The sequence below is a fragment of the Sporacetigenium mesophilum DSM 16796 genome, from assembly GCF_059569055.1.
The window spans coordinates 1-24588 of the sequence record NZ_JCANUR010000025.1 but is presented as its reverse complement, the minus strand read 5'-3'; the positions used below and the strand labels follow the sequence as shown (position 1 = coordinate 24588).

Here is a 24588-nt window from a genome sequence, read left to right as displayed (position 1 = left end):
CTATGTTTACTACATATGCAAGTGTATATGGACAGTCAAACATGATAGGCCATATTTTAAACTTTTTATCTTATTATTTAATATATAAAGCTATTGTTCAAACTAACTTAAAAAACCCTTATACTTCATTGAACTTAGCAAATAACAAGTTAAATAATAAAGTAGAGGAGTTAAAAGAAAGCAATGAAAAATATACAAAATTAGTTGAAAATACTCCAAATGGAATATTGATTCAAGATGATGAAAAGATATTGTATGCAAATGAACAAGCTCTTAGAATTTTAAATATAGAAAATAAAAATGATTTAATAGGAAGAAGTCCAGAAGAGTTTACTCATCCAAAGTATAAACAACAAATTATTAATAGAAGAGAAAATCTATTAGGAGATGGTAAAATAGCTTCTAACAATGAAAGTGTTATAATAGATGACAAGGGTATAACTAAATATATAGAAACAACTTCAACTAATATTTATGAAAAAGGTAACAAAAGAATTTTGACTATATTCAAAGATATTTCAAAACGTAAACATACAGAAAAACAATTAAGACAAAATGAGAGAACATATAGAAAGCTAATAGAACTTATGCCAGATGGCGTCTGTATTTTAAAAGATGAAAAGTATTTTTATGCCAATAAAACAATGGTTAATATTTTAAATGCAAAAAGTGAAAAAGAAATAATAGGAGAGCATAAGGAAAAATTCTCAAAAACAGTTTGTGAATATGAAGAAGTTGTTCTTGATAAAATAAATAAAGTCATAAAATATAAAGAAACAATATCACATATAGAAGATAGAATTTTAAGATATGACGGTGAAATAATAGACTTAGAACTATCTGTTATGCCCTTTGAAGTTATAGGTGATGGGTATATTCTAGTAATAGCTAGAGATATAACTGAGAAAAAGAAATCTCAACAGCTAAAAGAAAAATATAATGAAAGAGTTTATTATGACAAACTTAAAACTGAGTTTTTTGCCAATATGTCACATGAACTAAAAACTCCATTAAATGTTATTTATGGCTCTAGTCAGCTTCTACAATCACAAAGCAAAAAAAACAATCTAAAAGAAGAAAGTATAGATAAACATACATCTACAATAAACCAAAACTGTTTTAGATTAATTAGACTTATTAATAACATAATAGACGTAACTAAAATGGAATCTGGATTTTATAATATAAAAAGAGAAAACCACAACATTGTAAGTATAGTAGAAGATATTACTTTATCAATTACAGATTATACAATGCAAAAGGGAATAGATCTTGTATTTGACACAGAAGTAGAAGAAAAGATTATAGCTATAGACCCAGATAAAATGGAAAGAGTTATATTAAACTTATTATCTAATGCTATAAAATTTACAAACCCTTACGGTAAAATAAGTGTAAATATATATGATAAGGTCGAAAATATAGAAATCTCTGTAAAAGATACTGGGGTAGGTATACCAGAAGACAAGCTAAATGCAATATTTGAGAGATTTGGACAAGTAGATAAAACTATTAAGAGAAATAAGGAAGGCAGTGGAATAGGATTATCACTTGTAAAATCTTTGGTTGAACACCATGAAGGACAAATTAGCGTCAAAAGTGAGTTTGGGCGTGGAAGTGAATTTATTATAACACTACCGGTTATTGTATTTGAAGAAGAAATAAAAGAAGAAGAAGAAACAACGAGAAGTGGTAATGTAGAGAGAATACATATTGAATTTTCAGATATATACTCATAACATAGTAGACTAGGTTTTTAGTTAAAAAGCCTAGTCTTTTTTGCAAAGTTAATTTTCATATAAATTTTTTTGAAATAATAAAATAGATTGTACTGTATAATTATATTAGAGTAACTAAACTAAAAGGATGTGAAATTATGATATTTGATATTCATGCTGATATATGGACAGATGTAACTAATAAAAGAAAACAAGGAGAAACTGATATAATAAGAAGATACCATATTGATAGATTAAAACAAGGTGGTGTAATGGGTGGCGTATTTGCTATGTGGCTGAATACATCAAAATCAACAGGTTTATATTCTGATTTAATGGATATGATTAATTACGCTAATTTAGAAATTGATCAAACTCAAGATATAATGAAAGTTGTAACTAATTATAGTGATATAGAAAAGGCCATTTACCAAAAAAAGATAGCAGCAATGATAAGTGTGGAAGGATTAAGTGCAATAGGTACAAACATAGACCTTTTAAATGATTTATATAAATTTGGTGTAAGGTTAGTCTCATTGACTTGGAATGAAGAAAATGAATTAGCAACTGGAGCACGTGGGGATATAAATAGAGGTCTTACTCAATATGGTAAAGATGCTATTAGAAAAATAGAAAACCTAGGTATTATACTAGATGTATCACATACTAATGACAAAACATTTTGGGATATAGTAGATGTAGCTACTAAGCCAATAGTAGCTACTCACTCTAATGCAAGAGAACTGTGTAATGTTCCAAGAAATTTGAAAGATGACCAAATAAAAGCTATTGCACAAAGCGGTGGGTTAATAGGAATAAACTCATATAGACATTTTATTCATAATGATTCTAATAAACAAGATATAAACCATCTAGTTGATCATATAGATTATATTGCCAATTTAGTAGGGGTAGACCATATTGCCTTTGGATTTGATTTTAGTGATTTTTTTGGAGAAAGTGAATTAACATTAGGCTTAGAAGATGTATCAAAGAGTTCAAATATATTAGATATACTAAGACAAAGAGGTTATAGTGAAGACGATATAAATAAAATGAGTCACGAGAATTTCTTTAAATTAGTAAAAATTATATTATAACAATTTTGGAATTTATAAAAAAGGTTGCTTAGTGTAGGCAACCTTCCTTCAATTTTTTACTATAAAATTTGAGCGACAGACCTGCTCTTCAAGGTCGTTGGCGACATTAGCATAGCGAATTTTACGTCCAAACACATTTATTAAAGAATGTATTTCCATCAACAACTAATACAACTTGAGGAATATTAGCTTGAGCATAAAGTGGAGAGCTAGGGTCTACACTAGGGATAAAATATACTGTGTATATCCTACCTGGGTTAAGAGGAAGTGTTACAGTTTTTACAGGTATAGCTTGATTATATGAATAAATCTCCAGCCTATAACTACCTGGATTTACTTGAGAATAAGTGGTACCACTACCAGAAGATAAAGATCTAGAGGGTGAACCTGTATATGGTTCAAAAGTAAATGTTATTGGATATTCATCTAAATTATAAAATCTAATTTTAGTTTCATAAGGCCTTACATTTTCATTAATATCATCTAATATTGGAAGTAGCTTCAAGTTATTTGAACCACCCCAGAGGGCAAAAGTAACTATTTGACCTCCAATTAAATCAAAATTTTCAATTTCAAGTAAAAGATTATTACTATTAGATTGGTATATCTTCGCATTTCGTTTTTCTGGGGCAGTTGGAATATAATTAGTAAGTTCCTTATATTCTATATTTGTAATTCTAGGTATATTATTTGCATAAAAATCTATTGGTGGCAACCCTGGTACAGCATTAAATGCTCTAACTATTGAAGCGTACTGATCTAAACAAGTAGGTAAGTATTCGTATATCGTTTGTCGTGTATAAATAATATCACCACCTAATTAAAATAGTTAGTCCTATTATAATTATATGATTATGAAATACATATTGTTAATAGAATTAATAACGGTGGTAAATTACTATAAATAAATCTAAATAAAAAATAGGAAGTAAAAATTACTTCCTATACATAATATAATCTATGAATTTTTGTCTTCCTCTTTGTCTTTTGTATATTCTTTATCATCAACTTTAGTTTCTTCAGGTTGTTCTTCTTCAATATTATATGAATTTCTAAATCTTCCAACATATTTCAATCTTAACTTAGCTTTCATAACAAAACCCCCTTGGTATGACCTATAACAACATTTTATCATATTAAATGTAAAGATTATGTTAAGAAAAGTCTTAAAATGTTAAGATTATGTAAATAGGCTGCTAATTAGCAACCTTTATAATTTACAAATATCTTTGTATTACCAATACCAAAGACATTTATCAAACAAGGTATTTCCATCGACAACTAATATAACTTGAGGAATATTAGCTGTAGCATAATCTGGTGAATCAGGATTTACACTTGAAAGAATATATATTGTATATATTCTACCTGGCTTAAGAGTAAGTGTGGCATTTATTGTATTTGTAGAGCGAACTTGTAATCTATATTCACCTGAATTTATTTCACTATAATTAGAGCCAGTGCCAGAAGCTAAAGATGTAGATGAGGAGCCTTTAGATGAAGTAAGAGTAAATGTTGCACTAGAAGCATCTAGGTTATAAAATCTAAACTTTGTTTGATCAGGCCTTATATCTTGATTAATATCATCTATTATCGGTAGTAACTGTAATTTATTTGAACTTCCCCATATTACTTGAGTCATTATCTGGCCTGGAATAACAGAAGTTTCAACGTCTAGCAAAAGATTATTACCTTGGGATGAATATATTTTTACAACTTCTGTACCTGGTCTAGTAGGGATATAGTTAGTAATTTCTTTATATTCTATATTTTTCATTCTAGGTAGATTACCTACATAAACATCTACTGGTTGTAGCCCTGGGACAGCTTGAAATATCCTAACCAGTGAAGATTGCTCATCTAAACATGGATCTGATAATTCATATATTAATTGACGATTAATAATATCACATCCTTACTAAATAGTTATTCATATTATAATTATATGAGTATAAGGTATATACTGTTAATGAAATAAATAATTCTTTATATAATATACAAATTAAACTAGTTATTAAATAAAGTTTGGTGATTTTATGTAAAAAGAGGTTGCTAATTTGGCAACCATTTTTACTACCAAATACATTTATTAAATAAAGTGTTTCCATCGACAGCTAAAACAACTTGAGGAATATTAGATTGAGCATAATTTGTAGAATCAGGACTTATACTTCCAATAATATACATTGTATATATTCTACCAGGCTTGAGATTAAGGGTCATGTTTATTGTAGCAGTAGAGCGAATTTGCAGTTTATATTCACCTGGATTTACTTGAGAATATTCAGTGCCGCTACCAGAAACTAAAGATCTAGATGTTGAACCTAAAGGTGAAGTAATAGAAAATGTTACATCAGATGCATCTAGATTGTAAAATCTGATTTTTGTTTTATCAGGTGCTATAGTTACATTAATGTCATCTAATATTGGTGTATACTGAAGATTTTTCAAACTACCAAATACTGCTGCAGTTATTATTTGGCCAGGAGGAATATTAATGTTTGAAAGTTCTAATAAAAGGTTATTAGTTTGTGATTGATATAATTTTGTACTTCTAAGCCCTGGTCTAGTTGGAATATAGTTAGTGAGTTCTTTATATTCTATATTAATTACTCTAGGAATATCATTTACATAAAGATCTAGTGATGAAAGTCCAGGGGCAGCGTTAAATACTCTAGCCATGGATGCTTGATCATCCAAACATGGATTTAACAATTCATATATTAATTGACGATTAATAATATCACCACCTTTTTTAAATCCAAGGACATTTATTAAATAAGGTATTTCCATCAGCTGCTAACATAACTTGAGGAATGTTCAAGTGAGCATAACCTGGAGAATCGGGATTTACACTTGCAACAATATAAACTGTATATATTCTACCTGGATTAAATCTAATCTTTATATTTATGGGAGCTGAATTTTGTTTTAGTAAGCGAATTTGCAAATTATAATCACCTGGATTTATTCTAGTGTATTTAGTACTGGTACCAGAAGTTAAATCACTAGATATTGTACCTGGAGTAAGGCTAAATGTTATAGTAGAAGAATCTAAATTATAAAATCTAACTTTTGTTTGATCAGGCATTATAGTTTCATTAATATCATCTATTACCTTTAAAAATTTTAAATTATCTAAACCACCAAATGTTACCAAAGTCATTATTTGACCAGGAATGGTCTCATAATCTGTAATTTCTAATAAAAGCTTATTATCTTTAGGACTATATATTTTTATATTACGCTTTCCTGGTCTAGTTGGAACATAATTAGTAATTTGTTTATATTCTACACCTTGTGTTCCAGGTTCATCGTCTACAAAAATATTTATTGGAGGAGAATCTGGAACAGCATTAAATATTCTAACTAGAGAAGCTTGATTATCTAAACATGGATTTAACAATTCGTGATTTAATTGACGGCTATTAATAATATCACCACCTTTTTTAATACCAAATACATTGATTGAATAAAGTGTTTCCATCCACTACTAAAACAACTTGTGGAATATTCAATTGAGAATAATTTGGAGAATTAGGATCAACACTTCCAACAATATAAACTGTATATATTTTACCTGGATTAAAGCTAATTTTAATTTTTTTTGAATTTGTATTTATATTTAGTAAACTACATTGCAAATTATAATCACCTGGATTTATTTGAGTGTATTTAGTACCATCACCAGAAGCTAGATCAGTAGTTATTGAACTAGAATTTGATCCAAAAGTTAATGCTATTGTAGAGCTATCTAAATTATAAAACCTAACTTTTGTCTGATCAGGCATTACAGTTTCATTAATATCATCTATTATTGGTATAAATTTCAAATCATCTAAACTTCCAAATACTGCACAAGTTATTACTTGACCTGGAACTATCTCACAACTTGTAAGCTCTAATAAAAGCTTTTTATCTGTTGAACTGTATATCTTTACATTTCGCTCTCCTGGTTTAGTAGGAATATAATTAGTAATCTCTTTGTATTCTACATATCTCATCCTTGGCGAATCATTTGAATGAACATCTAGTAAAGGTGAGTCTGGAACCGCATTAAATAACCTAACTACTGAAGCCTGATTATCTATACATGGAGCTAATAATTCATGGATTAATTGACGACTATTAATAGTATCACGCCCTTTTAAATGCATATTGCTGTTATTATTATATTGAATGTTATAGACGGACTATCTAAATTATTAATGGACTGGTCAGTCCTATTATATTATATGAACTTATAACATATAGGGTTAATAAAATTAAAATATTTAGTATAATAAAATCAACAAATTTTGATATGAAATATAGATAAACTCTATAATATTAACATAGTTTTTATTGACTAAATAATGACAATAATGTATTATAATATTATTGAAAATGATTATCAATAATATTTACATAGTGGGGAGGAAGTTTTATGGGGATCGTTATTATAGGGGGCCATGAGGGAATGGTGAATGATTATAAATCTATAGCAAAAACACTAGGATATAAAGCCAAGATATATCCAAAAATGCCGCCCAAACTTAATAAGGTTATAGGAAGTACAGATGGAATAGTTGTATTTACATCTACTGCATCACACAAAATGACTATGACTGCAGTTTCGGAAGCAAAAAGAAAAAACATACCTATTGTTAGATGCCATAACAGCAGTAAGGTATCTCTTAAAGAATCTATAAAGCAATTAGAAGAATGTTGGGGAGACTGTGAATCATGTCCATATAGCAACACAAAAAAGTAGGCAGTAAATTAACTCTGCCTACTTTTTTACTATCCTACCAATATATCAGCTATAGTATCTGCTGCACGTTCTATTTCTTTTGATTCTTTTTCACCTGGGCTAAACTTAACTCTTACAGGGAATTTAACATCGTTCATACCTGTTGATTTTATTATAAATGAACTATCTACAGCTTTTATACTTGAATCTTTCATATAGTCATGTATTACCTCTATAGCTTCACCACTCCAACCGTAAGAACCAAATGCTATACCTAATTTTTCACTTAAATCCATATTATTTAGCTCTTTTAATACATCTTCTAGTTTTCCAACCATGTCTGCATATCTAGTTGAACTTCCCATAAATACTGCATCACTTTCTTTTATAACTTCTAATGCTTTTAATACATCTTCATCAGATTTTATATTCATAACTACTGTTTCTATTGCTCTTTCGCTTAGTGAATCAGCTAAGTTGTTTGCTAATTTTCTAGTATTACCTGTCATTGTTGAATATAATACAGCAGCTTTTTTGCTTGAATTATTTGGCTTACTCATTTCATCGTAACTTTCTATGAACTTCTTAGCGTTATCTCTTAATATATAACCATGTGATGGTGCTATAGTTTGTATATCAAGGTCTTTTATTTTGTTTATCATATCTTGTACATATGGTCTATGAGGATGCATTATAAGTTTGTAATATACTTCAAAGTCTTCAGTTATATCTTCTTTAGCTAAGTCGTTAAATAACTCAGTTGTTGCAACGTGTGTACTAAATATATCACATGGGAATAATGTTTTGTCTTCAACTGCATATGTTATCATTGTTTCTTCTGTGTGAAGATATGGAGTTTCAATGAATTTAAGTGTTTTTCCACCTATATCTAGTGTATCTCCATCTTTTACTATTAAGAACTCTCTGTTGTGTAATTTGTACATTTCTTTTAGTTCATGTGCTCCAAGCTCTGTTGTTACAATAACAGCATCCTTTGCTTTGTTTGCAAGTACTGGAAGTGCACCTGAATGATCTGGTTCAACGTGGTTTATAACTATATATTTTATCTCTGATGGATCTATATGATTTTGTAGTGTTTCAATAAAATCTTTTCCAAAGCTTATATCTACTGTATCTATAACTGTTGGCATTTCTGTTTTTAATAAGTAGCTGTTGTATGTTGTACCTTTTTCAAGTATTAATCTGTGGAAAGGTACCTTTCTATCATCTACATATCCTACCCAGTAAGTATTTTCATTAACTAATATATTTTTCATTTTTGTTTCCTCCCGTTTGTTTTATTTGATAATCTTATTATAGGAGGAATGAGGATTTAGTTCTGTGACTGAAATCAAATTATAAAAATTAATTAAAAAATTTATAATTTATTTTGAGTATCAATTAATGAGCACAAATAGTATATATAAGTATAAGGTATAATCTTATACTATAATATAAATGAGGTGTTAATTATGAGAAATGGTGAATTAAAGTCACTTGCCAAAACACAATTAAAAGGAAGATGGGGGGAAATTATATTATTTCATTTAATATATTTTGCTATAGTATTAATCCCTTCTTTTATTTTCGAGTTTAATAATGATCCTAATTATTACAGTAATGGAGAATTAATATATAATATAGTGACTTTTTTAGTTGCTGCTCCTTTTGAATTAGGTCTAGCCTATTTCCTATTAAACTTTATTAAAGGGGAAAATAATATAAGCGATATGTTTTGGGGGTTTACGAAGTTTGGAAAAGTATTTGTAGCTTATTTATTGATTTCTATAGCAGTTGCAGTAGGTTTTATTTTATTAATAATTCCTGGAATAATATTAGCTCTAATGTTTTCACAGGTATATTATGTAATAGCAGATAATGAAGACATATCTTCAATAGAAGCTATGAAGGAAAGTGCTAGGATAATGAAAGGTAATAAATTTAGATACTTTATGTTATGCCTTAGTTTTATAGGATGGATAATAATTGGTATTATAACTTTAGGCATAGGATTAATATGGATTATTCCATATTATAGTCTTACATTAACTAATTTTTATAAAGATATAAGTAGAAATATAAGTTGGCCTGAGTATTAATACTCAGGCTTTTTTGTTACAAATAACATTAAATATTCATATACTATATTAAGACTAATATTGAAAAGGGGTATGTATATGTATATATATAATAGACAACAACAAAATGGATTTTCCTTACCTCCTATATTACAGGAACAGCTTAATCTTCCAATATCTAAACTAATGCAAGAATTAAAAGCTGGGAAACCTCAAAGGGTAGCAATAATGTCTGCTGATGGGCTTTATTTATCTGCTATAGGAGGGGGCGGAGGATTTTTATCTGCAAATTCAACAGAAATAGGTCCAAATGAGATTTTCTTGTTAATACCTCAAGGAATAAATAGAGACAAAATAGCTATACAAACAGCTAATAGGAATTATGTAAATTGTGCAGGGGGAGGCTTTGTAGGTTCTAGCTCTACTACCATAGGTTCCACTGAACAGTTTTATTATATACCGGTAACTCCTGATAAATTAAATATTGTTACAGCAACTGCATTTTTCTTCTTAGTGTTAACAGATGTGCCACATTATTTGACATCCTATGGAATGACAATAGGTCCTAGAACTACATTCACAATAATACCACAAGTTTAGGTCTATCAATTAATGGTAGACTTTTTAAATATAAATAATAGAGACTTCCTTATTATTTTATGATAAAATAATGTAGCTATAAGCAATAGTTAATGAGGTGAAAGTGTGATAAATGATCTGTTTATAAATATATTGTTACTTGTGTCCTTTACCTTTATTGCTGCTCATATATTAAAAGATGTATCTAAAGATAGTATGAATAGTATATATGGAAAGACATTGCTAGGTATAAGCGGTGGAATTATGGGTATCTTTTTTATGATATATACAATTGAAGTTAAGGAAACCACGGCATTGTTAGATTTACGTGTTTTTGCAATAATGATGGTTTCTTATATAGGAGGTATTATTCCTACAATAGTTTCAGGAATTATTATAGGAATATATCGTACAGCATACTTTGGTATAAGTATATCTTCTATTATTGCGGTTATTCAAATATTATTGTATATAATATTTTTTTATCTAGTTGATAAAAAAATTAAAATAGAATGGAAAAAGTGGTTTTTAAAGGTTTTAATATCAGTGACTATATTAGCATCATCACTTATTTATCTTTTAAGAGGTGTAGAAAATTTTCAAATAATAATTTTTGAGTTTTCTTTAGTAATAATATTTGCAGGCATACTAGAGTATTATTTATTAGAATATGTTAAAAACTCAAATGAATTATATAGAAGATATAAAAAAGAATCTACAAAGGATTTTCTTACAGGACTTTATAATACAAGACAATTTGATAAAATACTTAACTTAGCTTTTGAAAAAATATTTGAAAATAAGGAAAAATTATCTTGTCTTATGATAGATATTGACCATTTTAAAAAAGTAAACGACACCTATGGTCATGCAATAGGCGATATAGTCCTTAAAGAACTAGCACATATACTTAAAAAGAATACTAGAGTAGTTGATGTTGTAGGCAGAATAGGTGGGGAAGAGTTTTGTGTTTTACTCTTTGATTGTCCAAAGGATCAAACTTTTGAGATAGCATGGGGAATTAATAATGCTGTTCAAAAACATGAATTCCCTATAGGGGATGATAAATTTATAAATATTACAGTATCAATTGGAGTTGCAATTTACCCTGATACAACATCTAATTTAGACGATATAAAAGAAAAGGCAGATATGGCTCTTTATAAGGCAAAGCACAGTGGACGTAATAGGGTTTGTAATATTGATTAGTAAGGCTCAAGTAGTAATTGCTTGGGCTTTTTTGATTAATAATTGTGTAATAGAACTTTGCCATGTTTTGTTACAACTTATCTTTATTATTCATATACTATATAAATATTTATTTTGAAAAGGGGAATCCGTATGAATAATAGACAACAGCAACAGCAACCAAATGAAGTACCATTACCTCCTGTATTAGAAGAGCAATTTAGTATTCCTATATTCCAGATAATACGTGAATTAAAAGAAGGTAGAACTCAAAGAGTATCCTTGAGGACACAAGATGGGTTTTATATATCAGCTGTAAATGGTGGAGGAGGACTTGTAGTTGCTAATGCAATTAAAATAGGAAGAAATGAAATTTTTTCATTAATACCACAAGGAGCAAATAGAGAAAAGGTTGCTATACAAACATCTAATGGGTATTACTTAAGTGCTATAGATGGTGGTGGAAATAGAGTAGATGCTACAGCAACTTCTATAGGTACTAATGAATTATTTACTTTGCAACCGGTAAGACCTGATCAAGCTAACTTTATAACAGCTAAAGGATATTTCGTACTAGTATTAACAACTGAACCTAGGTTGGTAACAGCCTATGGAGTTGCAGTGGGCCCTAGAACAAATATTAGGATCGTTCCACTAGCTTAGTCCAAGCATAATTGCTTGGATTTTTTTTGAATATTTTTATAAATAGGATATAATATGTGTATTAGGCATTATATTAATTAAAATAATAAAGGTTGGGGAAAATTATGAAAATACTTATTGATGCAGATGGATGTCCAGTAGTTGATATAACAATAAAAATTGCAAAGAAGTTTAATATAGAAGTTATAATTATATGCGATACATCGCATGCTTTTAATAAAGAAGGGGTAGAGACTATAACGATATCCAAAGGCAATGATGCAGTTGATTTTGCCCTTGTAAACAAAGTAAACAAAGGAGATATTGTAGTAACTCAAGACTATGGACTTGCAGCTATGGTACTTTCTAAACAAGGTTGTCCAATTAATCAAAGTGGGCTTGTTTATACTTCTGAAAATATAGATCAGTTGCTTTATACTAGACATATATCTAAAAAGGTTAGAAACTCAGGGGGAAGACTTAAAGGCCCTAGAAAGAGACAAAAAGAAGACGATATTAGATTTGAAGAAAGTCTAACAAATCTTTGTAATAAACTACTAATATAAGATAAAATTAGAGCCAATAATTTTATTGGCTCTAATTTTATTAACGTATAAAGTTAGTAACAGCTCTTTGTTCTTTTTCTGGTAATTTGATTCCTGACTCTTTTCCTGTATGGATGGACTTTAAAAGCCAAGCCATATTCTTACCTAATGTTCTCATTGTCTGCATTCCTTCTAGATCTTGTTTTACTTCTTCAGGAGTATTCCCATGAACCATATTCCAATATTGAGAAGATACAATAGGCATATTTGAAATAGTAAAGTATTTATTTAATTGATCAAAGGCAGCACTTGAACCACCACGTCTGCAACTTACAATTGCAGCACCAGGCTTATATTGAAAAACGCTGCTAGAATAAAAACATCTATCTAAAAATGATGTTATTTGACCAGATGCACCTGCATAATGTACAGGAGAACCAAATATAAAACCATCAGCTTCTTTAGCTTTTTCTAAAAAAGTATTTACAGTATCATTGTCAAATACACATTTACCAGAGTTACTAGTATAACAATGGCCACAAGCTGCACATCCACGTATAGGATCTTTTCCAACATGGAAAATTTCTGTTTCAATATTTTCTTTTTCTAATTCCTTAGCTACTTCACATAAAGCAGTATATGTACATCCATTAGGTTTTGGACTTCCATTAACAAGTAGTACTTTCATTTTTATCACCCCATTAATATTTTTTACCAATATTAGTATATAGTAATTTGATTTATAAATATACCAACAAAAAAGAAGAATCCTATAATGAATTCTTCTTTAAAACCTATAAAGCTACTTCTCCTTTTAATCCTATAGAATCAGCAACATTTTGCATTCCCTTAATAGTTTCAGCAATTACAGTACTTAACTCCATACCCAAAAGATCTGCGCCTTTTTCAATAACTTCGCGGTTTACCCCTGCAGCAAAGCTTTTTTGGCCCCATTTCTTTTTAACTGACTTTGGTGTTAAATCTAAGACACTTTTACTTGGACGAAGAAGTGCAGTTGCTGTAATAAGGCCAGTTAATTCATCTATTGTATATAGAACTTTTTCCATTTTATGAGTAGGCTCAACGTCAACAACTAGTCCCCATCCGTGACTTACAACTCCATGTATGTATTCTTCCGGATAATTATTTTCAGATAATATATCTCTTGCTTTTACGCAATGCTCATCTGGGTACATTTCATAATCTATATCGTGTATTAAACCGATAACACCCCATTTTTCTTTATCAGGTTCATCTAATAATTCTGCAAAATGAAGCATTACAGCTTCTACAGCCAAAGCATGGCTTATAAGACTTTCAGTTTTAGTATACTCGTTTAGAAGTTCGAAGGCTTCTGAGCGAGTAGGTACCTTATTTTCCATAAATACCCCTTCTTTCGTATCAATCTTTAGTTTATTCTGTAAATTAATTTTTATTTAAAAGATATGATAAACCTTCTTGCAGATAATGTCAAGGGGCAGGGATTAGTTAAAACTTAAGGTTTTCTTAAGAAGTTTTTAATAAGTTCTTAAACTCTATAGTGCATAATGAGTGTATCAAATAAATGAGGGGGAACTTCATAATGGAAAAATATTATTTATATATAGTTCTTACGAGAACAACTACAGTAATATCAAGACTTATAAGTTTAATAAAAAATGATGAATATACACATGCAGCTATTTCACTTGATAAAGAGCTTAACTCAATGTATGGCTTTGGTAGAAAATATACTCACAATCCTTTTATTGGAGTATTTAGAAAGGAAGAACTTAACAAAGGGGTATATAAATCTCATAAGAATTTACCTGGCAAAATAATAGAAATAGAGGTAACTAAAGAACAATATGAAAATGCCAAAGACTTGTTAAATGAGTTTATTAATAATAGCCATAAATATAAATACAATTACAGGGGGCTTATAGACGGGATACTTAACAAAGAAGCATGTTATGAAAATAGATTTTTATGTTCTGAGTTTGTATATCATATTTTAAGAGAAAGCAATATTTTAGATCTTAAAATGTCTAGAAACTTAGTTAGACCACAAAACTTAATGAATATAGAAGGTAAGACAATACTTGAAGGAAATCTTAAAAATATAGAAAAACAAAACAATTACAATACAAAAGAATTAACGATAAGGAGGTTGAGTGCTGCCTATGAATAAACATAAAGATAAATTAAAATTCTACTTCTTATTATTAATAGTAATTGCGGGATTAGTTGGGTTATTATTTTATGCTAAAAATAGTGGTATTTTAAATCATATGACATCTGTTGAAAGCTTTAAAAGTTATATAGAAGGACATGGACAAAAGGCCTATATTATATTTTTCATAATACAATTTATGTCTGTTATTATTGCACCAATACCTAGTAACATAAGTGCAGTAGCTGGGGGAATGATATTTGGTATGTGGGGATCGTTTTTTATTAGTACACTTGCAATAATAAGTGGTTCTTTAGTAGTATTTATGCTTGCGAGAAAATTTGGAAAATCTTTTACAGATAAATTTGTAAGTGATAAAGTATCAATTAAGTACGAAGAGCTTATTTCATCAAAAAAGGGAGAGATGTTAGTTATATTAATGTTTTTCCTTCCATTTTTACCAGATGATATAATTGGGTTTTTAGTTGGCCTTAGCAAAATGAGCTTAAGTAGATATTTTGTAATAATGTTATTGGCAAGACCTTGGGAAATACTAGCTGCATCTGCACTAGGATCTTCAAATATAATAATACCTTGGTGGGGATGGGGTATAATATCATTATTAATAGTTTTAATAGTGAAAAATAGTAATAAAATAGAAGATAAATTTATTAGTATTGTTAAACTAGCAAAATAATTTTAAATAAGGGTGATTTTATGAATAAAGATATAAATATTTTAGTTGTAGAAGATGATAGTGACATAAATCAATTGTTATGTAATGTTATAAAAAAAAGCGGGTATAATCCACAACCTGCTTTTTCTGGTACGGAGGCAATGCTTTACATTAATAATAATGAGTGGGATATGGTGTTACTTGATTTAATGCTTCCTGGGATGAAAGGAGAAGATGTTCTTTCAAAAATAAGGGAAAAAAGTTTAGTTCCAGTTATTATTATTTCTGCAAAGGGAGAACAACATACTAAAGTAAGTACATTACGTACAGGTGCTGATGATTATATTACAAAGCCATTTGATATAGAAGAAGTTTCAGCAAGAATTGATTCTCTTTTAAGAAGGTATAATCACTTAAAAAATAATGAACAAAAAAGTGTATTAAATCATAAGGATATATCTCTTGATTTAGATTCAAAGATTGTTACAGTTAAAAAAGTAGAAATTACATTAACTGCTCGTGAATATGCAATTTTGTTACTTTTAATGCAATCCCCAAAGAAAATTTTTACTAAGGCAAACTTATTTGAAGCTGTTTGGAATGCTGAATTTTTAGGTGATGATAATACAATTAATGTTCATATGAGTAATTTAAGAAACAAATTATCAAAAGTAAATCCAGATGAAGAGTATATAGAAACAATATGGGGGATGGGCTATAGACTAAAGAATTAAAATGAACATTGCAAATTTTTTGGAGGGTTAGTAATATGAATGAATATATAATAAAAACTAATAATCTTTGTAAGAAATATAAAGATGGTTTTGCATTAGACAATGTAAATGTCTCTATTAAAAAAGGGGAAATTTACGGACTTATTGGACAAAATGGTGCTGGAAAAACAACTCTACTTAGAATTGCTACTGGTCTTGCATTTCCTACTAAAGGAACAGTGGAGCTGTTTGGGCAAAGTAGGCAACAAGGTATAGTTAACTCCCTAAAGAGAATAGGGGCAGTTGTTGAAAATCCAGCATTGTTTCCTAATATGTCAGCTTATGAGAATTTAGAGGTACACAGACTACAAAAGGGTATTCCAGATAAAAGATGTATCAATAAAGTACTAGAACTTGTTGGGCTAAAGGATACTGGAAGTAAAAATGCCATGAACTTTTCACTAGGTATGAAGCAAAGACTTGGTATTGCAATTGCACTATTAAGCGATCCTGAGTTTTTAATTTTAGACGAACCTATAAATGGATTAGATCCTATGGGAATTGTTGAGCTTAGAGAACTTATAAAGAAGCTTAATAAAGAAAATGGGATGACAGTTTTAGTATCAAGCCATATATTAAGTGAACTTCATCATATTGCTACAAGTTATGGTATTATCCACAAGGGAAAATTAATAGAACAAATTACAGCAAATGAGCTAAATGAAAAATGCAGACAATATATTAAAATAAAAGTAGACAATCCAAGTAAAGGTGCTACTGTTATTGAATCTGCACTTAATACTTCAAATTTTGAAGTTATGCCAGATGGAACAATAAAGCTATATAGTAATCTTAATGATATACGTAGAGTATCATCATCACTTACCAAAGAAGGTCTTATTATTGAACACTTTTCACAAACAGGTGAAAACCTAGAAAGTTATTTTACAAAACTTGTGGGAGGTGAATATAATGATTAATTTAATTAAAGCTGAACTATTTAAGTTAAAAAGAAATCACACATTTTGGGTTTTAATAGGAGTAGTAACTACACTTTATGCACTTATTAATTATTTAGTTATAATAGATTGGTGGAATATGAGCACAGGTTTTAATGACATAGGATTAAAAGAATTTAATGCTTTAGAAACGATGAAAACTCCTATAGTTTTTAACTTGAGTATTAGTACTCTTGCTGGATTTTTTATTAACTCTGATTATACTAATGGCACTATAAAAAACCAGGTATTAAGTGGAAACAAAAGAAGTCATATATATTTATCAAAGCTAATTGTTTTTTCACTAGGTGTGATTGTCATCTCAGTTATATTGCCGGTGATTACTGCTATACTTGAAACAATTTTACTTGGACATACTGTGATTTATAATTCTTCAACAGTTATGTATTTAATAAAATCATTTAGTTTATATACTATTATAATAATAGCATACTCAGCAATTATAATGTTTATATCTTCTTTAACTAGGGAAAGTGGAAAGACTATTATTATTACTACTGTTATGACAATTATATTATTTGTAATTGAGAAGCTATTTGCACCTATGAATGAAATAACTAGAGTTACTTATGAAAATTCTATATTCTATCAAATTTATCAAGCTTTTAATCCTGTTCTTACAACCAATGAAATTATAAAAAATATATTTGTTTCTATAATAACCACATGTATCATAACTTACTTTGGAATTAGGATTTTTAAAAGAAAAGAAATAAAATAAATATGAAAGTAGGTGAGAAAAATAATTTATATAACACTTATATGTTTTTTATTGGCTATGATTTTTCTCATTAAATTTTTATTTACACAAAAAGAATTAAAAAATATTACTAACCAACTAAAAGATTATAACAATAAAAAAACTAATAAAAAAATCGATGTAACACTTATAAATAAAGATATTGGAGAGCTTGCAAGTGAAGTTAATAATTTAATAGATTTACATGCTAAATCAATAATTGAAAAGCAATCTGTTGAAAATGAACTAAAGCAGGCTGTAGCTAATATGTCTCATGACTTGAGAACTCCACTTACGTCAATTTTAGGATATATTCAGTTAATGGAAGATAAAGATATAACTGAAGAAGATAAAAATGAATATCTAAAAATTGCTAAGAATAGGACAAAGAGGTTACAGACATTACTAAATGACTTTTTTGAGCTTTCTGTTATTGAGTCAGTAGATCATGATTTAAAACTTGAAAGCTTAAAAATGAATGTTCTTGTTGAGGAAATATTAATAAACTTATACGATAGATTCAATGAAAAACAAATAGTACCATCTATTGAAATACCAAAAGAAAATATAAATATTATTGCTAATGAATCAGCATTAAAAAGAGTTATAGAAAATTTAGTTACTAATGCAATAAAATATTCTGATGGAAATATATCTATAAAACTTGAAAAGTTAGATTCTGTTGTTGTTTTAACGATAAGTAATGATGCAAAATACTTAACAAAAAGAGATGTAGACCTTTTCTTTGATAGATTTTATACAGCAGATCAAACCCGTTTAGGTAATGGTACCGGGCTAGGATTATCTATTGCAAAAAGCTTAATGAACAAGATGAATGGCAAACTTTGTGCAAATTTAAAGGATAACAGATTGTATATGAAATGTGAGTGGAATAATAGATAAAATCTTTCATAATCATGTACTTAGATTAATATACTTATAGTGTCAACAAATCGTTATTTTTATAACATTTTTGTTAACATATTACATACTTACTCCATATAATGTAAGGGTAATGATAGTATTATAATTTTAAGGGGGATAAATATGAAAAAGAGAATTTTAGGCCTAGGGTTAACAAGTTTAATGACTGTAACACTACTTAGCGGATGTACACCACCTAAAGAAGATACAGCTGCACCATCAACTGGATTAAAAGATGGTTCTTATCATGCAGAATATGATAGAAAAGATGTTAGAAACTGGACTGCATTTGTTGATATTACTGTTAAAGATGGCAAAATAACAGAAGCATACTACGACTACACAAATGAGAAAAAAGAGATGAGAACGGAAGTTCAAGGATATATAGACGGATTTAAAGCAGCTAATGGATATACACCAAGAGAAGGGTTTGATAAATTAGGAGCTAACTTAGTTGAGGTTCAAGATGCAGCAAAAGTTGACGTTGTAACTGGTGCTACTCATTCATCTAGAAACTTTAATGAACTTGCAGCAGCTGCAATAGAAAAGGCAAAAACTGGGGATACTACAGCGGCAATAGTACCTCTTTATGAAGATGGTACTTACAAAGTTGAAGCAGATAAATTTGACGATCATGGTTGGAAACCTTTTGTAGAACTTGAAATAAAAGATCATAAAATTGCAAATGTAAATTTTGATTATATAAATGAAGCTGGTAAGTTAAAGTCTGAAGATGCAGAGTACAAAGCTAATATGGAACCAGTTGCAAAAACTTATCCAGAAAAATATATGCCTGAATTAGAAAAAGCATTAGTTGATAAGCAACTTATAGGTGATGTTGCAGCTGTATCTGGTGCTACACATTCTTCTGATAACTTCAAAGCATTAGTAGAATATGCTTTAGATGATTTAGCAGAAGTAGGTAAAACTGGCACTGCTTCTATGAGCATGACTGAAGAATAAAAAATAGTATATAAAAGTTATATTGTAATAGGGCGATTAAATAATCGCCCTATTTTTTAATATAAGGATATAATATAGTAGAAATAGTAAAAAGGATGTGACTATATGGATAATAATTATATAGAAATAGTAAAAATCTTAAAAGAATCAAAAAATACAGTGGTGTTAACAGGAGCAGGTATTAGTACAATGTCTGGAATTCCTGATTTTAGATCATCAAATGGAATATACTCAACTACTCCAGAAGTAGCTTTATCCAAAGGATATTTTTTAAGAAATACTGAGAAGTTTTATAAGTTTTTTAAAGAATTTTTCGTATTTAATAAGTTTAAGCCTAATATTGCTCATGAAATTTTGGCAAAATGGGAAGAAGAAGGCTATATTTCAAGTATTATAACTCAAAATGTGGACAATCTACATCAATTAGCTGGCAGTAAAAATGTGTTAAATATACACGGGAATGTTGATACTGGAACTTGTTTAATTTGTGGTAATAGTTATTCTCAAAATGAATATTTAAAAAATTACAAATGTGAATGTGGTGGATTAATAAAGCCAGACATAGTTTTGTATGATGAGAATGTACCTTTATTCTCTGAAGCTATAAATAGGGTATCTAGTTGCGATTGTCTATTAGTATTAGGTACATCATTAGTTGTGTATCCTGTAGCAAGCCTTATAGAATACATTCCTAAACATAGTAAAATTATTATAATAAATTATACAGATACTCCTTACACTAACTCTAATAAAGTAATTTCTATAAAAGATGAGATAGGCAAAACTTTAACTGAAATAGACAGTAGATGGTGATACATATATTTACAAGATATTATATAAAATATATAATAATTATATAGGACTAAAATTCGATAAAGGCAAACTTTGGGAAACCTAGGGACGCAAAGCTAAAGGGGCTAATTTTACACTTGTAAGTGTAATTATGCCAGCCAGTTGCCGAAGAGAGCATAGATGTGTGTCTATTAAAGCTATTCTTTTTGAATAGCTTTTTTAATTACTTTAAAGCTTTATTAATTCTTTTAGGCTATGTTAGACAATTGTGTGATTAATTATATAAAAATAGGTTATAATATAGATATCTGCTATGTTTCAATAAATTTTTAGAAAGGATGATTATATTATGCCTACAAAAAGTATGAAAGCCCTAGTAAAAAGTCTAAACAAAAATGAACTTAGAGACCTAATTTCTATAGCACAGGAAATTTTAAGTAATTTATTCAATTCGGATGAAATTAAAGATAATATCAAAGAAAGTAGATTTTCTAAGGGATATGAATGTCCTAAGTGCCAATGCAAAGAAGTTAATAAAAATGGCAAATCTAGAGGTAGACAAAGATATATCTGTAAGAGATGTCGTACTACTTTTGATGAGATGACACTATCTCCATTTTCTAGCACTAATTTGAGTTTAGATAAATGGCTAAAATATTGTGAGTTAATGATATTAGGACTTTCTATAAGAAAATGTGCAGAAGAAGTAGGTGTAGGCGTTAAAACATCTTTTTTTATGAGACATAGAATACTAGATGTAATTAATTTATCACTAAAAAATGATATTGTTGAAGGAATAGTTGAAGTAGATGAAGTTTTTTTAAGAGAATCCTATAAAGGAAATCACTCAAAAAGTACTACTTTTATTATGCCTAGAGAGCCTAGACAAAGAGGTAAAGGAAAGTACGATAAGAAAAAGAGAGGTATATCAAAAGAACAAATTTGTATAGAATCAGCCATAGATAGAAAAGGAAATATCCTTATGGGTACTGTGTGTAAAGGTAGAATAACTAAAAATGAAATAGTTAACTTCTTTGATGGAAAAATAGGCAAAGATGTTACTTTTTGTACAGATTCACATAAATCATATCCTAAGATAGATAAAGAACTTAAGGTAAGCTTAAAACAAATTCCTAGAGGAAAACAAATGATAGATAGCGTATATCATTTACAACATATAAACGCCCTTCATAGTGGATTTAAGAGATGGATACAGGTATTTAATGGTGTGTCCAGTAAATATTTGAACAACTATTTGGCTTGGTTTAAGTTTTTACAAATAAGCAAAAAGAATAAGAAATCTGATAGAATCAGAGATATGTTAGTTAATGTAGCAACTAAAGAAACTTATATTACTAGATATACTATAAAGAACAGACTTATTGAACTAACTTAAAATATAGTATATAGTATAATCAAAGTTTACAGTTGTATAAAACTTTATATTAAATATAATGGAGGGAGTGCTTAAAATTAAGGAATCAGTAAAATTCATAAATTATATATATAGTGCTATTATGCTTGCAATTTCACTATTTCTTTTTTTTACATTTAAAGAAAGCAATAAATTTATATTTTACTTTGCAACTTTTTTATTGTTCGCTTCAGGAGTAGTAATTGAGTGGACGTATTCTTTTTCAGATGTAAAACCTTTAAAGCTAAGCATTATTTTAACTATTATAGCTTTATTTATTCCCGTATTAGCTTTATATATTTTAACATTATTAAAAGTAAATGAGTACAATGCACCAATAGCAATTCTCCTAAATATTGCTATTGTAAATTACTTAGTTAGAAATTTAGAGTCAATAAAGAAGATATTTAATAAATATTTTACAAAAAATGATGAGCATCCTAATAAATAAAATACGTATTCTTTATATAAAACGCAACTAAATACTGTAACATTCCATCAATGTTATATAATTTGGTTGCGTAAATTGTGGATAATGTTTATAAATTAAGAATCACTTACTGTTAAAATTAATCAATAACTGTATCACATCGTATATATGTTCTAAATACTAGGATACAGTTATTTTTATTTTTTACTTATCACAGAATTGTCTAACAGAGCCTTCTTTTAAAATGAATCTTAGTTCGTAAATATTAAAAGAATAAAGGAGATACAAAATGGAAATAGGACTTGAAACTATGAAAATCCTTATTAATAAAGGATTTGGATCTGGAGAAATAGGATATATTGCTTATTTATCTATAATTAGTGGTAAATCAGTTGAAGAACTAGCTGATGTTGTTGATTATGATGAAAAAGGCTTAGGAAATATATTAAATGAATTAGGTAGTAATATAATTTAAATTTATTTTAAATATTCAAAACATATTAATGAAAGTGTATTTACAAAGTTCTACAAAAAATATATAATTTAAAAATAGAACTAAAATTCGATAAAGGCAAACTTAGGGAAACCTAGGGACGCAAAGCTAAAGGGGCTAATTTTACACTTGTAAGTGTAATTATGCCAGCCAGTTGCCGAAGAGAGCATAGATATGTGTCTATTAAAGCTACTCTTTTTTTGAGTAGCTTTTTTTAATCTCTTTAAAGCTTTATCAATTCTTTTAAAATGAATCTTAGTTTCTAAAAATATTAAAAGAATAAGGGAGATGTAAAAATGAAAAGATTATTAGCTTCAATTGTTTGCGCAAGTGTATTAGTAGTACCAAATACTTCGGTATATGCTGCTGAAGAAACTACAGAAATAGGTGCAGGTATAACACCAGACAAGATAACATATATCACAGATACGTTATTTGAGGATATACAATTATCATTTACTTATGATGATGAACAAAAAGCCGATTTATTAATTGATATTAGTGAAGAACGTCTTGCAGAAGCCACAGAAATGGCAGAACAAGAAAAAGGTGAATTTGTACAAACTGCAATAGATGGATATCTTGAAACAATAGGTGAAGCTCAGGAAGCAGTTTTAGATATTATAACAGATGAAAATATAGATGAAGAAGTTAAAGAAGATTTAATATCTGATTTAGAAAATGTATCAGAAATAGATGATATAGTAGAAGAAAACTTAGATGATGACCAAAAAGAAGAAGCTGTAAAAAACACTGAAGAGATAAGTTATGCAGCAAATGTTGTAAAGAATATAGATGTTAATACTGTGAAAACTCTTCGTGATAAAGGATTTGGATTTGGTAAAATAGCATATATAAATTCTTTATCTACAATTAGTGGGAAATCAGTTGATGAATTAGCTACTATAGTTGTTGATGATGGAAAAGGGTTAGGTGAACTTTCAAAAGAATTAGGTATTAATCCATCACAAGTAAGATCTAATGGTAAACCTAAAGAAAAAGCTGTAAAGAAAGAAAAAGAAAATAAAGCGTCTAATGACAATGCGGTTGAAACTACTGAAGTTGATACTAATGACGATGTTGTTGAAACTAAAATAGTTACTAATATAGTTAATGTAGATAATAATGTTGTTAAAGCCAGTACACCTGAAGTAAATAAAAATGTAAATGAAGAGCAGGTTAAAGAAACAAAAAAACAACCAGAGTTAAATAAAGAAGATGAAAAACAGCCAGAAAAAATAAAGGAAGTTAAAGAAAAAGAAGTTAAAAATAATAAAGAGAAGTAGGATTGACGAAAATATTTATATAGGTTAATTGCAATAAAGAGTGGCCAACAAGCTTCTAGTGTTGCATTTAGGTAGAAATTGAATACTTGACAAATCCAAATAAGCAGCTATTGGTAATTAGTTTTACCACTAGCTGCTTATTTTACTTTATTTTCATTTAAGGCCAATATTTTACTATATGTTTAGTTAGACCTATCCCTCTATGCAAAATCAATTTTCTATATTTTACCAAAATCAGCGTGTCCGAAAATATTCCATTACATATTCATCAAAGTATTCAAGTAAGTTTGAACGAACAATACGCGTTAGCGTTAACATAGAATACTTAGCAATTATAACTTTACAGCATAAATAAATTAACATATATGCAATTAAAGAAGAAAATATCTGAATTCTTATAGCGTT

Annotated in this window: 29 protein-coding genes and 2 riboswitches; of the genes, 20 read left to right on the top strand and 9 right to left on the bottom strand. The window is 28.7% G+C overall.

The window, feature by feature from the left end:
- Positions 1-1739: sensor histidine kinase (locus BS62_RS14130; RefSeq protein WP_496491918.1), on the top strand; the 1739-nt coding region annotated here is incomplete at its 5' end.
- A 137-nt stretch (positions 1740-1876) separates the two neighbouring features.
- Positions 1877-2818: a dipeptidase gene (locus BS62_RS14125; RefSeq protein WP_496491917.1), complete on the top strand. Its 942-nt coding sequence runs from the start codon at positions 1877-1879 to the stop codon at positions 2816-2818.
- Between the two features lie 121 nt (positions 2819-2939).
- Here the strand turns inward: BS62_RS14125 and BS62_RS14120 are convergent, their stop codons facing one another.
- The 6 genes from BS62_RS14120 to BS62_RS14095 form a co-directional block, all read right to left on the bottom strand.
- The gene (locus BS62_RS14120) at positions 2940-3563 is read right to left on the bottom strand and encodes a DUF4397 domain-containing protein (protein WP_496491920.1); all 624 of its coding nucleotides are present in this window, start codon (positions 3561-3563) and stop codon (positions 2940-2942) included.
- Positions 3564-3776: 213 nt separating this feature from the next.
- Positions 3777-3911, bottom strand: a complete 135-nt coding sequence (locus tag BS62_RS14115; protein WP_496491916.1) for a hypothetical protein — start codon at positions 3909-3911, stop codon at positions 3777-3779.
- 141 nt (positions 3912-4052) lie between these two features.
- Positions 4053-4655, bottom strand: a complete 603-nt coding sequence (locus tag BS62_RS14110) for a DUF4397 domain-containing protein (protein ID WP_496491919.1) — start codon at positions 4653-4655, stop codon at positions 4053-4055.
- A 236-nt stretch (positions 4656-4891) separates the two neighbouring features.
- On the bottom strand, positions 4892-5500 hold the full coding sequence (locus tag BS62_RS14105) for a DUF4397 domain-containing protein (RefSeq protein WP_496491915.1): 609 nt from the start codon (positions 5498-5500) through the stop codon (positions 4892-4894).
- Between the two features lie 73 nt (positions 5501-5573).
- The gene (locus BS62_RS14100) at positions 5574-6305 is read right to left on the bottom strand and encodes a DUF4397 domain-containing protein (protein WP_496491914.1); all 732 of its coding nucleotides are present in this window, start codon (positions 6303-6305) and stop codon (positions 5574-5576) included.
- The gene (locus BS62_RS14095) at positions 6268-6975 is read right to left on the bottom strand and encodes a DUF4397 domain-containing protein (RefSeq protein WP_496491913.1); all 708 of its coding nucleotides are present in this window, start codon (positions 6973-6975) and stop codon (positions 6268-6270) included. Before BS62_RS14095 ends, BS62_RS14100 begins: the two co-directional genes overlap by 38 nt.
- Positions 6976-7244: 269 nt before the next feature.
- Between BS62_RS14095 and BS62_RS14090 the strand changes: the two genes are divergently transcribed.
- Positions 7245-7571, top strand: a complete 327-nt coding sequence (locus BS62_RS14090) for a DUF2325 domain-containing protein (RefSeq protein ID WP_496491912.1) — start codon at positions 7245-7247, stop codon at positions 7569-7571.
- A gap of 29 nt (positions 7572-7600) precedes the next feature.
- Here BS62_RS14090 and BS62_RS14085 read toward each other — a convergent pair whose 3' ends face one another.
- Positions 7601-8827 (bottom strand): FprA family A-type flavoprotein, encoded by a 1227-nt coding sequence (locus BS62_RS14085; RefSeq protein WP_496491911.1) that lies wholly within the window; start codon positions 8825-8827, stop codon positions 7601-7603.
- Between the two features lie 195 nt (positions 8828-9022).
- Between BS62_RS14085 and BS62_RS14080 the strand changes: the two genes are divergently transcribed.
- The 5 genes from BS62_RS14080 (at position 9023) to BS62_RS14060 (ending at position 12603) form a co-directional block, all read left to right on the top strand.
- The gene (locus tag BS62_RS14080; protein WP_496491910.1) at positions 9023-9649 is read left to right on the top strand and encodes a DUF975 family protein; all 627 of its coding nucleotides are present in this window, start codon (positions 9023-9025) and stop codon (positions 9647-9649) included.
- Between the two features lie 78 nt (positions 9650-9727).
- On the top strand, positions 9728-10228 hold the full coding sequence (locus BS62_RS14075) for a fascin domain-containing protein (protein ID WP_496491909.1): 501 nt from the start codon (positions 9728-9730) through the stop codon (positions 10226-10228).
- Positions 10229-10333: 105 nt separating this feature from the next.
- A complete protein-coding gene (locus tag BS62_RS14070) occupies positions 10334-11416 on the top strand; it encodes a diguanylate cyclase (protein ID WP_496491908.1) in 1083 nt (360 codons plus the stop codon).
- Positions 11417-11548: 132 nt separating this feature from the next.
- Entirely contained in the window at positions 11549-12058 is a 510-nt protein-coding gene (locus tag BS62_RS14065; RefSeq protein WP_496491907.1) for a fascin domain-containing protein, read from the top strand.
- Positions 12059-12162: 104 nt separating this feature from the next.
- A complete protein-coding gene (locus tag BS62_RS14060) occupies positions 12163-12603 on the top strand; it encodes a YaiI/YqxD family protein (RefSeq protein ID WP_496491906.1) in 441 nt (146 codons plus the stop codon).
- Between the two features lie 40 nt (positions 12604-12643).
- Here the strand turns inward: BS62_RS14060 and BS62_RS14055 are convergent, their stop codons facing one another.
- Both BS62_RS14055 and BS62_RS14050 read right to left on the bottom strand, forming a co-directional pair.
- Positions 12644-13270 carry a flavodoxin family protein gene (locus BS62_RS14055; RefSeq protein WP_496491905.1) on the bottom strand — a complete coding sequence of 209 codons (627 nt, stop codon included), beginning with the start codon at positions 13268-13270 and terminating at the stop codon, positions 12644-12646.
- Positions 13271-13376: 106 nt separating this feature from the next.
- On the bottom strand, positions 13377-13964 hold the full coding sequence (locus tag BS62_RS14050) for an HDIG domain-containing metalloprotein (protein WP_496491904.1): 588 nt from the start codon (positions 13962-13964) through the stop codon (positions 13377-13379).
- Positions 13965-14164: 200 nt separating this feature from the next.
- Between BS62_RS14050 and BS62_RS14045 the strand changes: the two genes are divergently transcribed.
- From BS62_RS14045 to BS62_RS13990, 12 genes are all read left to right on the top strand, one after another.
- The gene (locus BS62_RS14045) at positions 14165-14752 is read left to right on the top strand and encodes a hypothetical protein (protein WP_496491903.1); all 588 of its coding nucleotides are present in this window, start codon (positions 14165-14167) and stop codon (positions 14750-14752) included.
- Positions 14745-15431: a TVP38/TMEM64 family protein gene (locus BS62_RS14040; protein WP_496491902.1), complete on the top strand. Its 687-nt coding sequence runs from the start codon at positions 14745-14747 to the stop codon at positions 15429-15431. The genes BS62_RS14045 and BS62_RS14040 overlap by 8 nt, the downstream gene beginning before the upstream one ends.
- 20 nt (positions 15432-15451) lie before the next feature.
- Positions 15452-16144 carry a response regulator transcription factor gene (locus tag BS62_RS14035; protein ID WP_496491901.1) on the top strand — a complete coding sequence of 231 codons (693 nt, stop codon included), beginning with the start codon at positions 15452-15454 and terminating at the stop codon, positions 16142-16144.
- A gap of 35 nt (positions 16145-16179) precedes the next feature.
- Complete coding sequence (locus BS62_RS14030; protein WP_496491900.1) at positions 16180-17103, top strand: ABC transporter ATP-binding protein; 924 nt, start codon at positions 16180-16182, stop codon at positions 17101-17103.
- Positions 17096-17863, top strand: a complete 768-nt coding sequence (locus BS62_RS14025) for an ABC transporter permease (RefSeq protein WP_496491899.1) — start codon at positions 17096-17098, stop codon at positions 17861-17863. The genes BS62_RS14030 and BS62_RS14025 overlap by 8 nt, the downstream gene beginning before the upstream one ends.
- Positions 17864-17875: 12 nt before the next feature.
- Positions 17876-18784 (top strand): sensor histidine kinase, encoded by a 909-nt coding sequence (locus BS62_RS14020; protein WP_496491898.1) that lies wholly within the window; start codon positions 17876-17878, stop codon positions 18782-18784.
- 144 nt (positions 18785-18928) lie between these two features.
- A complete protein-coding gene (locus BS62_RS14015; protein ID WP_496491897.1) occupies positions 18929-19768 on the top strand; it encodes an FMN-binding protein in 840 nt (279 codons plus the stop codon).
- 105 nt (positions 19769-19873) lie between these two features.
- Positions 19874-20581, top strand: a complete 708-nt coding sequence (locus BS62_RS14010) for an NAD-dependent protein deacylase (protein WP_496491896.1) — start codon at positions 19874-19876, stop codon at positions 20579-20581.
- 54 nt (positions 20582-20635) lie between these two features.
- Positions 20636-20730: riboswitch (cyclic di-GMP riboswitch) on the top strand.
- Positions 20731-20909: 179 nt separating this feature from the next.
- On the top strand, positions 20910-21956 hold the full coding sequence (locus tag BS62_RS14005; RefSeq protein ID WP_496491895.1) for an IS1595 family transposase: 1047 nt from the start codon (positions 20910-20912) through the stop codon (positions 21954-21956).
- A gap of 67 nt (positions 21957-22023) precedes the next feature.
- Positions 22024-22425, top strand: coding sequence for a hypothetical protein (locus BS62_RS14000; protein WP_496491894.1), 402 nt, complete (start codon positions 22024-22026; stop codon positions 22423-22425).
- Positions 22426-22693: 268 nt separating this feature from the next.
- Positions 22694-22879, top strand: coding sequence for a hypothetical protein (locus BS62_RS13995; RefSeq protein ID WP_496491893.1), 186 nt, complete (start codon positions 22694-22696; stop codon positions 22877-22879).
- A gap of 85 nt (positions 22880-22964) precedes the next feature.
- Positions 22965-23059: riboswitch (cyclic di-GMP riboswitch) on the top strand.
- 134 nt (positions 23060-23193) lie between these two features.
- Positions 23194-24183 carry a DUF5667 domain-containing protein gene (locus BS62_RS13990; RefSeq protein ID WP_496491892.1) on the top strand — a complete coding sequence of 330 codons (990 nt, stop codon included), beginning with the start codon at positions 23194-23196 and terminating at the stop codon, positions 24181-24183.
- The last annotated feature ends 405 nt before the right edge of the window (positions 24184-24588 follow it).

Coding starts and splice junctions, on each gene's coding strand:
- BS62_RS14125 (WP_496491917.1), top strand. CDS start 1,877: ATGATATTTGATATTCATGCTGATATATGGACAGATGTAACTAATAAA.
- BS62_RS14115 (WP_496491916.1), bottom strand. CDS start 3,911: ATGAAAGCTAAGTTAAGATTGAAATATGTTGGAAGATTTAGAAATTCA.
- BS62_RS14105 (WP_496491915.1), bottom strand. CDS start 5,500: ATGGCTAGAGTATTTAACGCTGCCCCTGGACTTTCATCACTAGATCTT.
- BS62_RS14100 (WP_496491914.1), bottom strand. CDS start 6,305: ATGGAAACACTTTATTCAATCAATGTATTTGGTATTAAAAAAGGTGGT.
- BS62_RS14095 (WP_496491913.1), bottom strand. CDS start 6,975: ATGCATTTAAAAGGGCGTGATACTATTAATAGTCGTCAATTAATCCAT.
- BS62_RS14090 (WP_496491912.1), top strand. CDS start 7,245: ATGGGGATCGTTATTATAGGGGGCCATGAGGGAATGGTGAATGATTAT.
- BS62_RS14085 (WP_496491911.1), bottom strand. CDS start 8,827: ATGAAAAATATATTAGTTAATGAAAATACTTACTGGGTAGGATATGTA.
- BS62_RS14080 (WP_496491910.1), top strand. CDS start 9,023: ATGAGAAATGGTGAATTAAAGTCACTTGCCAAAACACAATTAAAAGGA.
- BS62_RS14075 (WP_496491909.1), top strand. CDS start 9,728: ATGTATATATATAATAGACAACAACAAAATGGATTTTCCTTACCTCCT.
- BS62_RS14065 (WP_496491907.1), top strand. CDS start 11,549: ATGAATAATAGACAACAGCAACAGCAACCAAATGAAGTACCATTACCT.
- BS62_RS14060 (WP_496491906.1), top strand. CDS start 12,163: ATGAAAATACTTATTGATGCAGATGGATGTCCAGTAGTTGATATAACA.
- BS62_RS14055 (WP_496491905.1), bottom strand. CDS start 13,270: ATGAAAGTACTACTTGTTAATGGAAGTCCAAAACCTAATGGATGTACA.
- BS62_RS14050 (WP_496491904.1), bottom strand. CDS start 13,964: ATGGAAAATAAGGTACCTACTCGCTCAGAAGCCTTCGAACTTCTAAAC.
- BS62_RS14045 (WP_496491903.1), top strand. CDS start 14,165: ATGGAAAAATATTATTTATATATAGTTCTTACGAGAACAACTACAGTA.
- BS62_RS14040 (WP_496491902.1), top strand. CDS start 14,745: ATGAATAAACATAAAGATAAATTAAAATTCTACTTCTTATTATTAATA.
- BS62_RS14035 (WP_496491901.1), top strand. CDS start 15,452: ATGAATAAAGATATAAATATTTTAGTTGTAGAAGATGATAGTGACATA.
- BS62_RS14030 (WP_496491900.1), top strand. CDS start 16,180: ATGAATGAATATATAATAAAAACTAATAATCTTTGTAAGAAATATAAA.
- BS62_RS14025 (WP_496491899.1), top strand. CDS start 17,096: ATGATTAATTTAATTAAAGCTGAACTATTTAAGTTAAAAAGAAATCAC.
- BS62_RS14015 (WP_496491897.1), top strand. CDS start 18,929: ATGAAAAAGAGAATTTTAGGCCTAGGGTTAACAAGTTTAATGACTGTA.
- BS62_RS14010 (WP_496491896.1), top strand. CDS start 19,874: ATGGATAATAATTATATAGAAATAGTAAAAATCTTAAAAGAATCAAAA.
- BS62_RS14005 (WP_496491895.1), top strand. CDS start 20,910: ATGCCTACAAAAAGTATGAAAGCCCTAGTAAAAAGTCTAAACAAAAAT.
- BS62_RS13995 (WP_496491893.1), top strand. CDS start 22,694: ATGGAAATAGGACTTGAAACTATGAAAATCCTTATTAATAAAGGATTT.
- BS62_RS13990 (WP_496491892.1), top strand. CDS start 23,194: ATGAAAAGATTATTAGCTTCAATTGTTTGCGCAAGTGTATTAGTAGTA.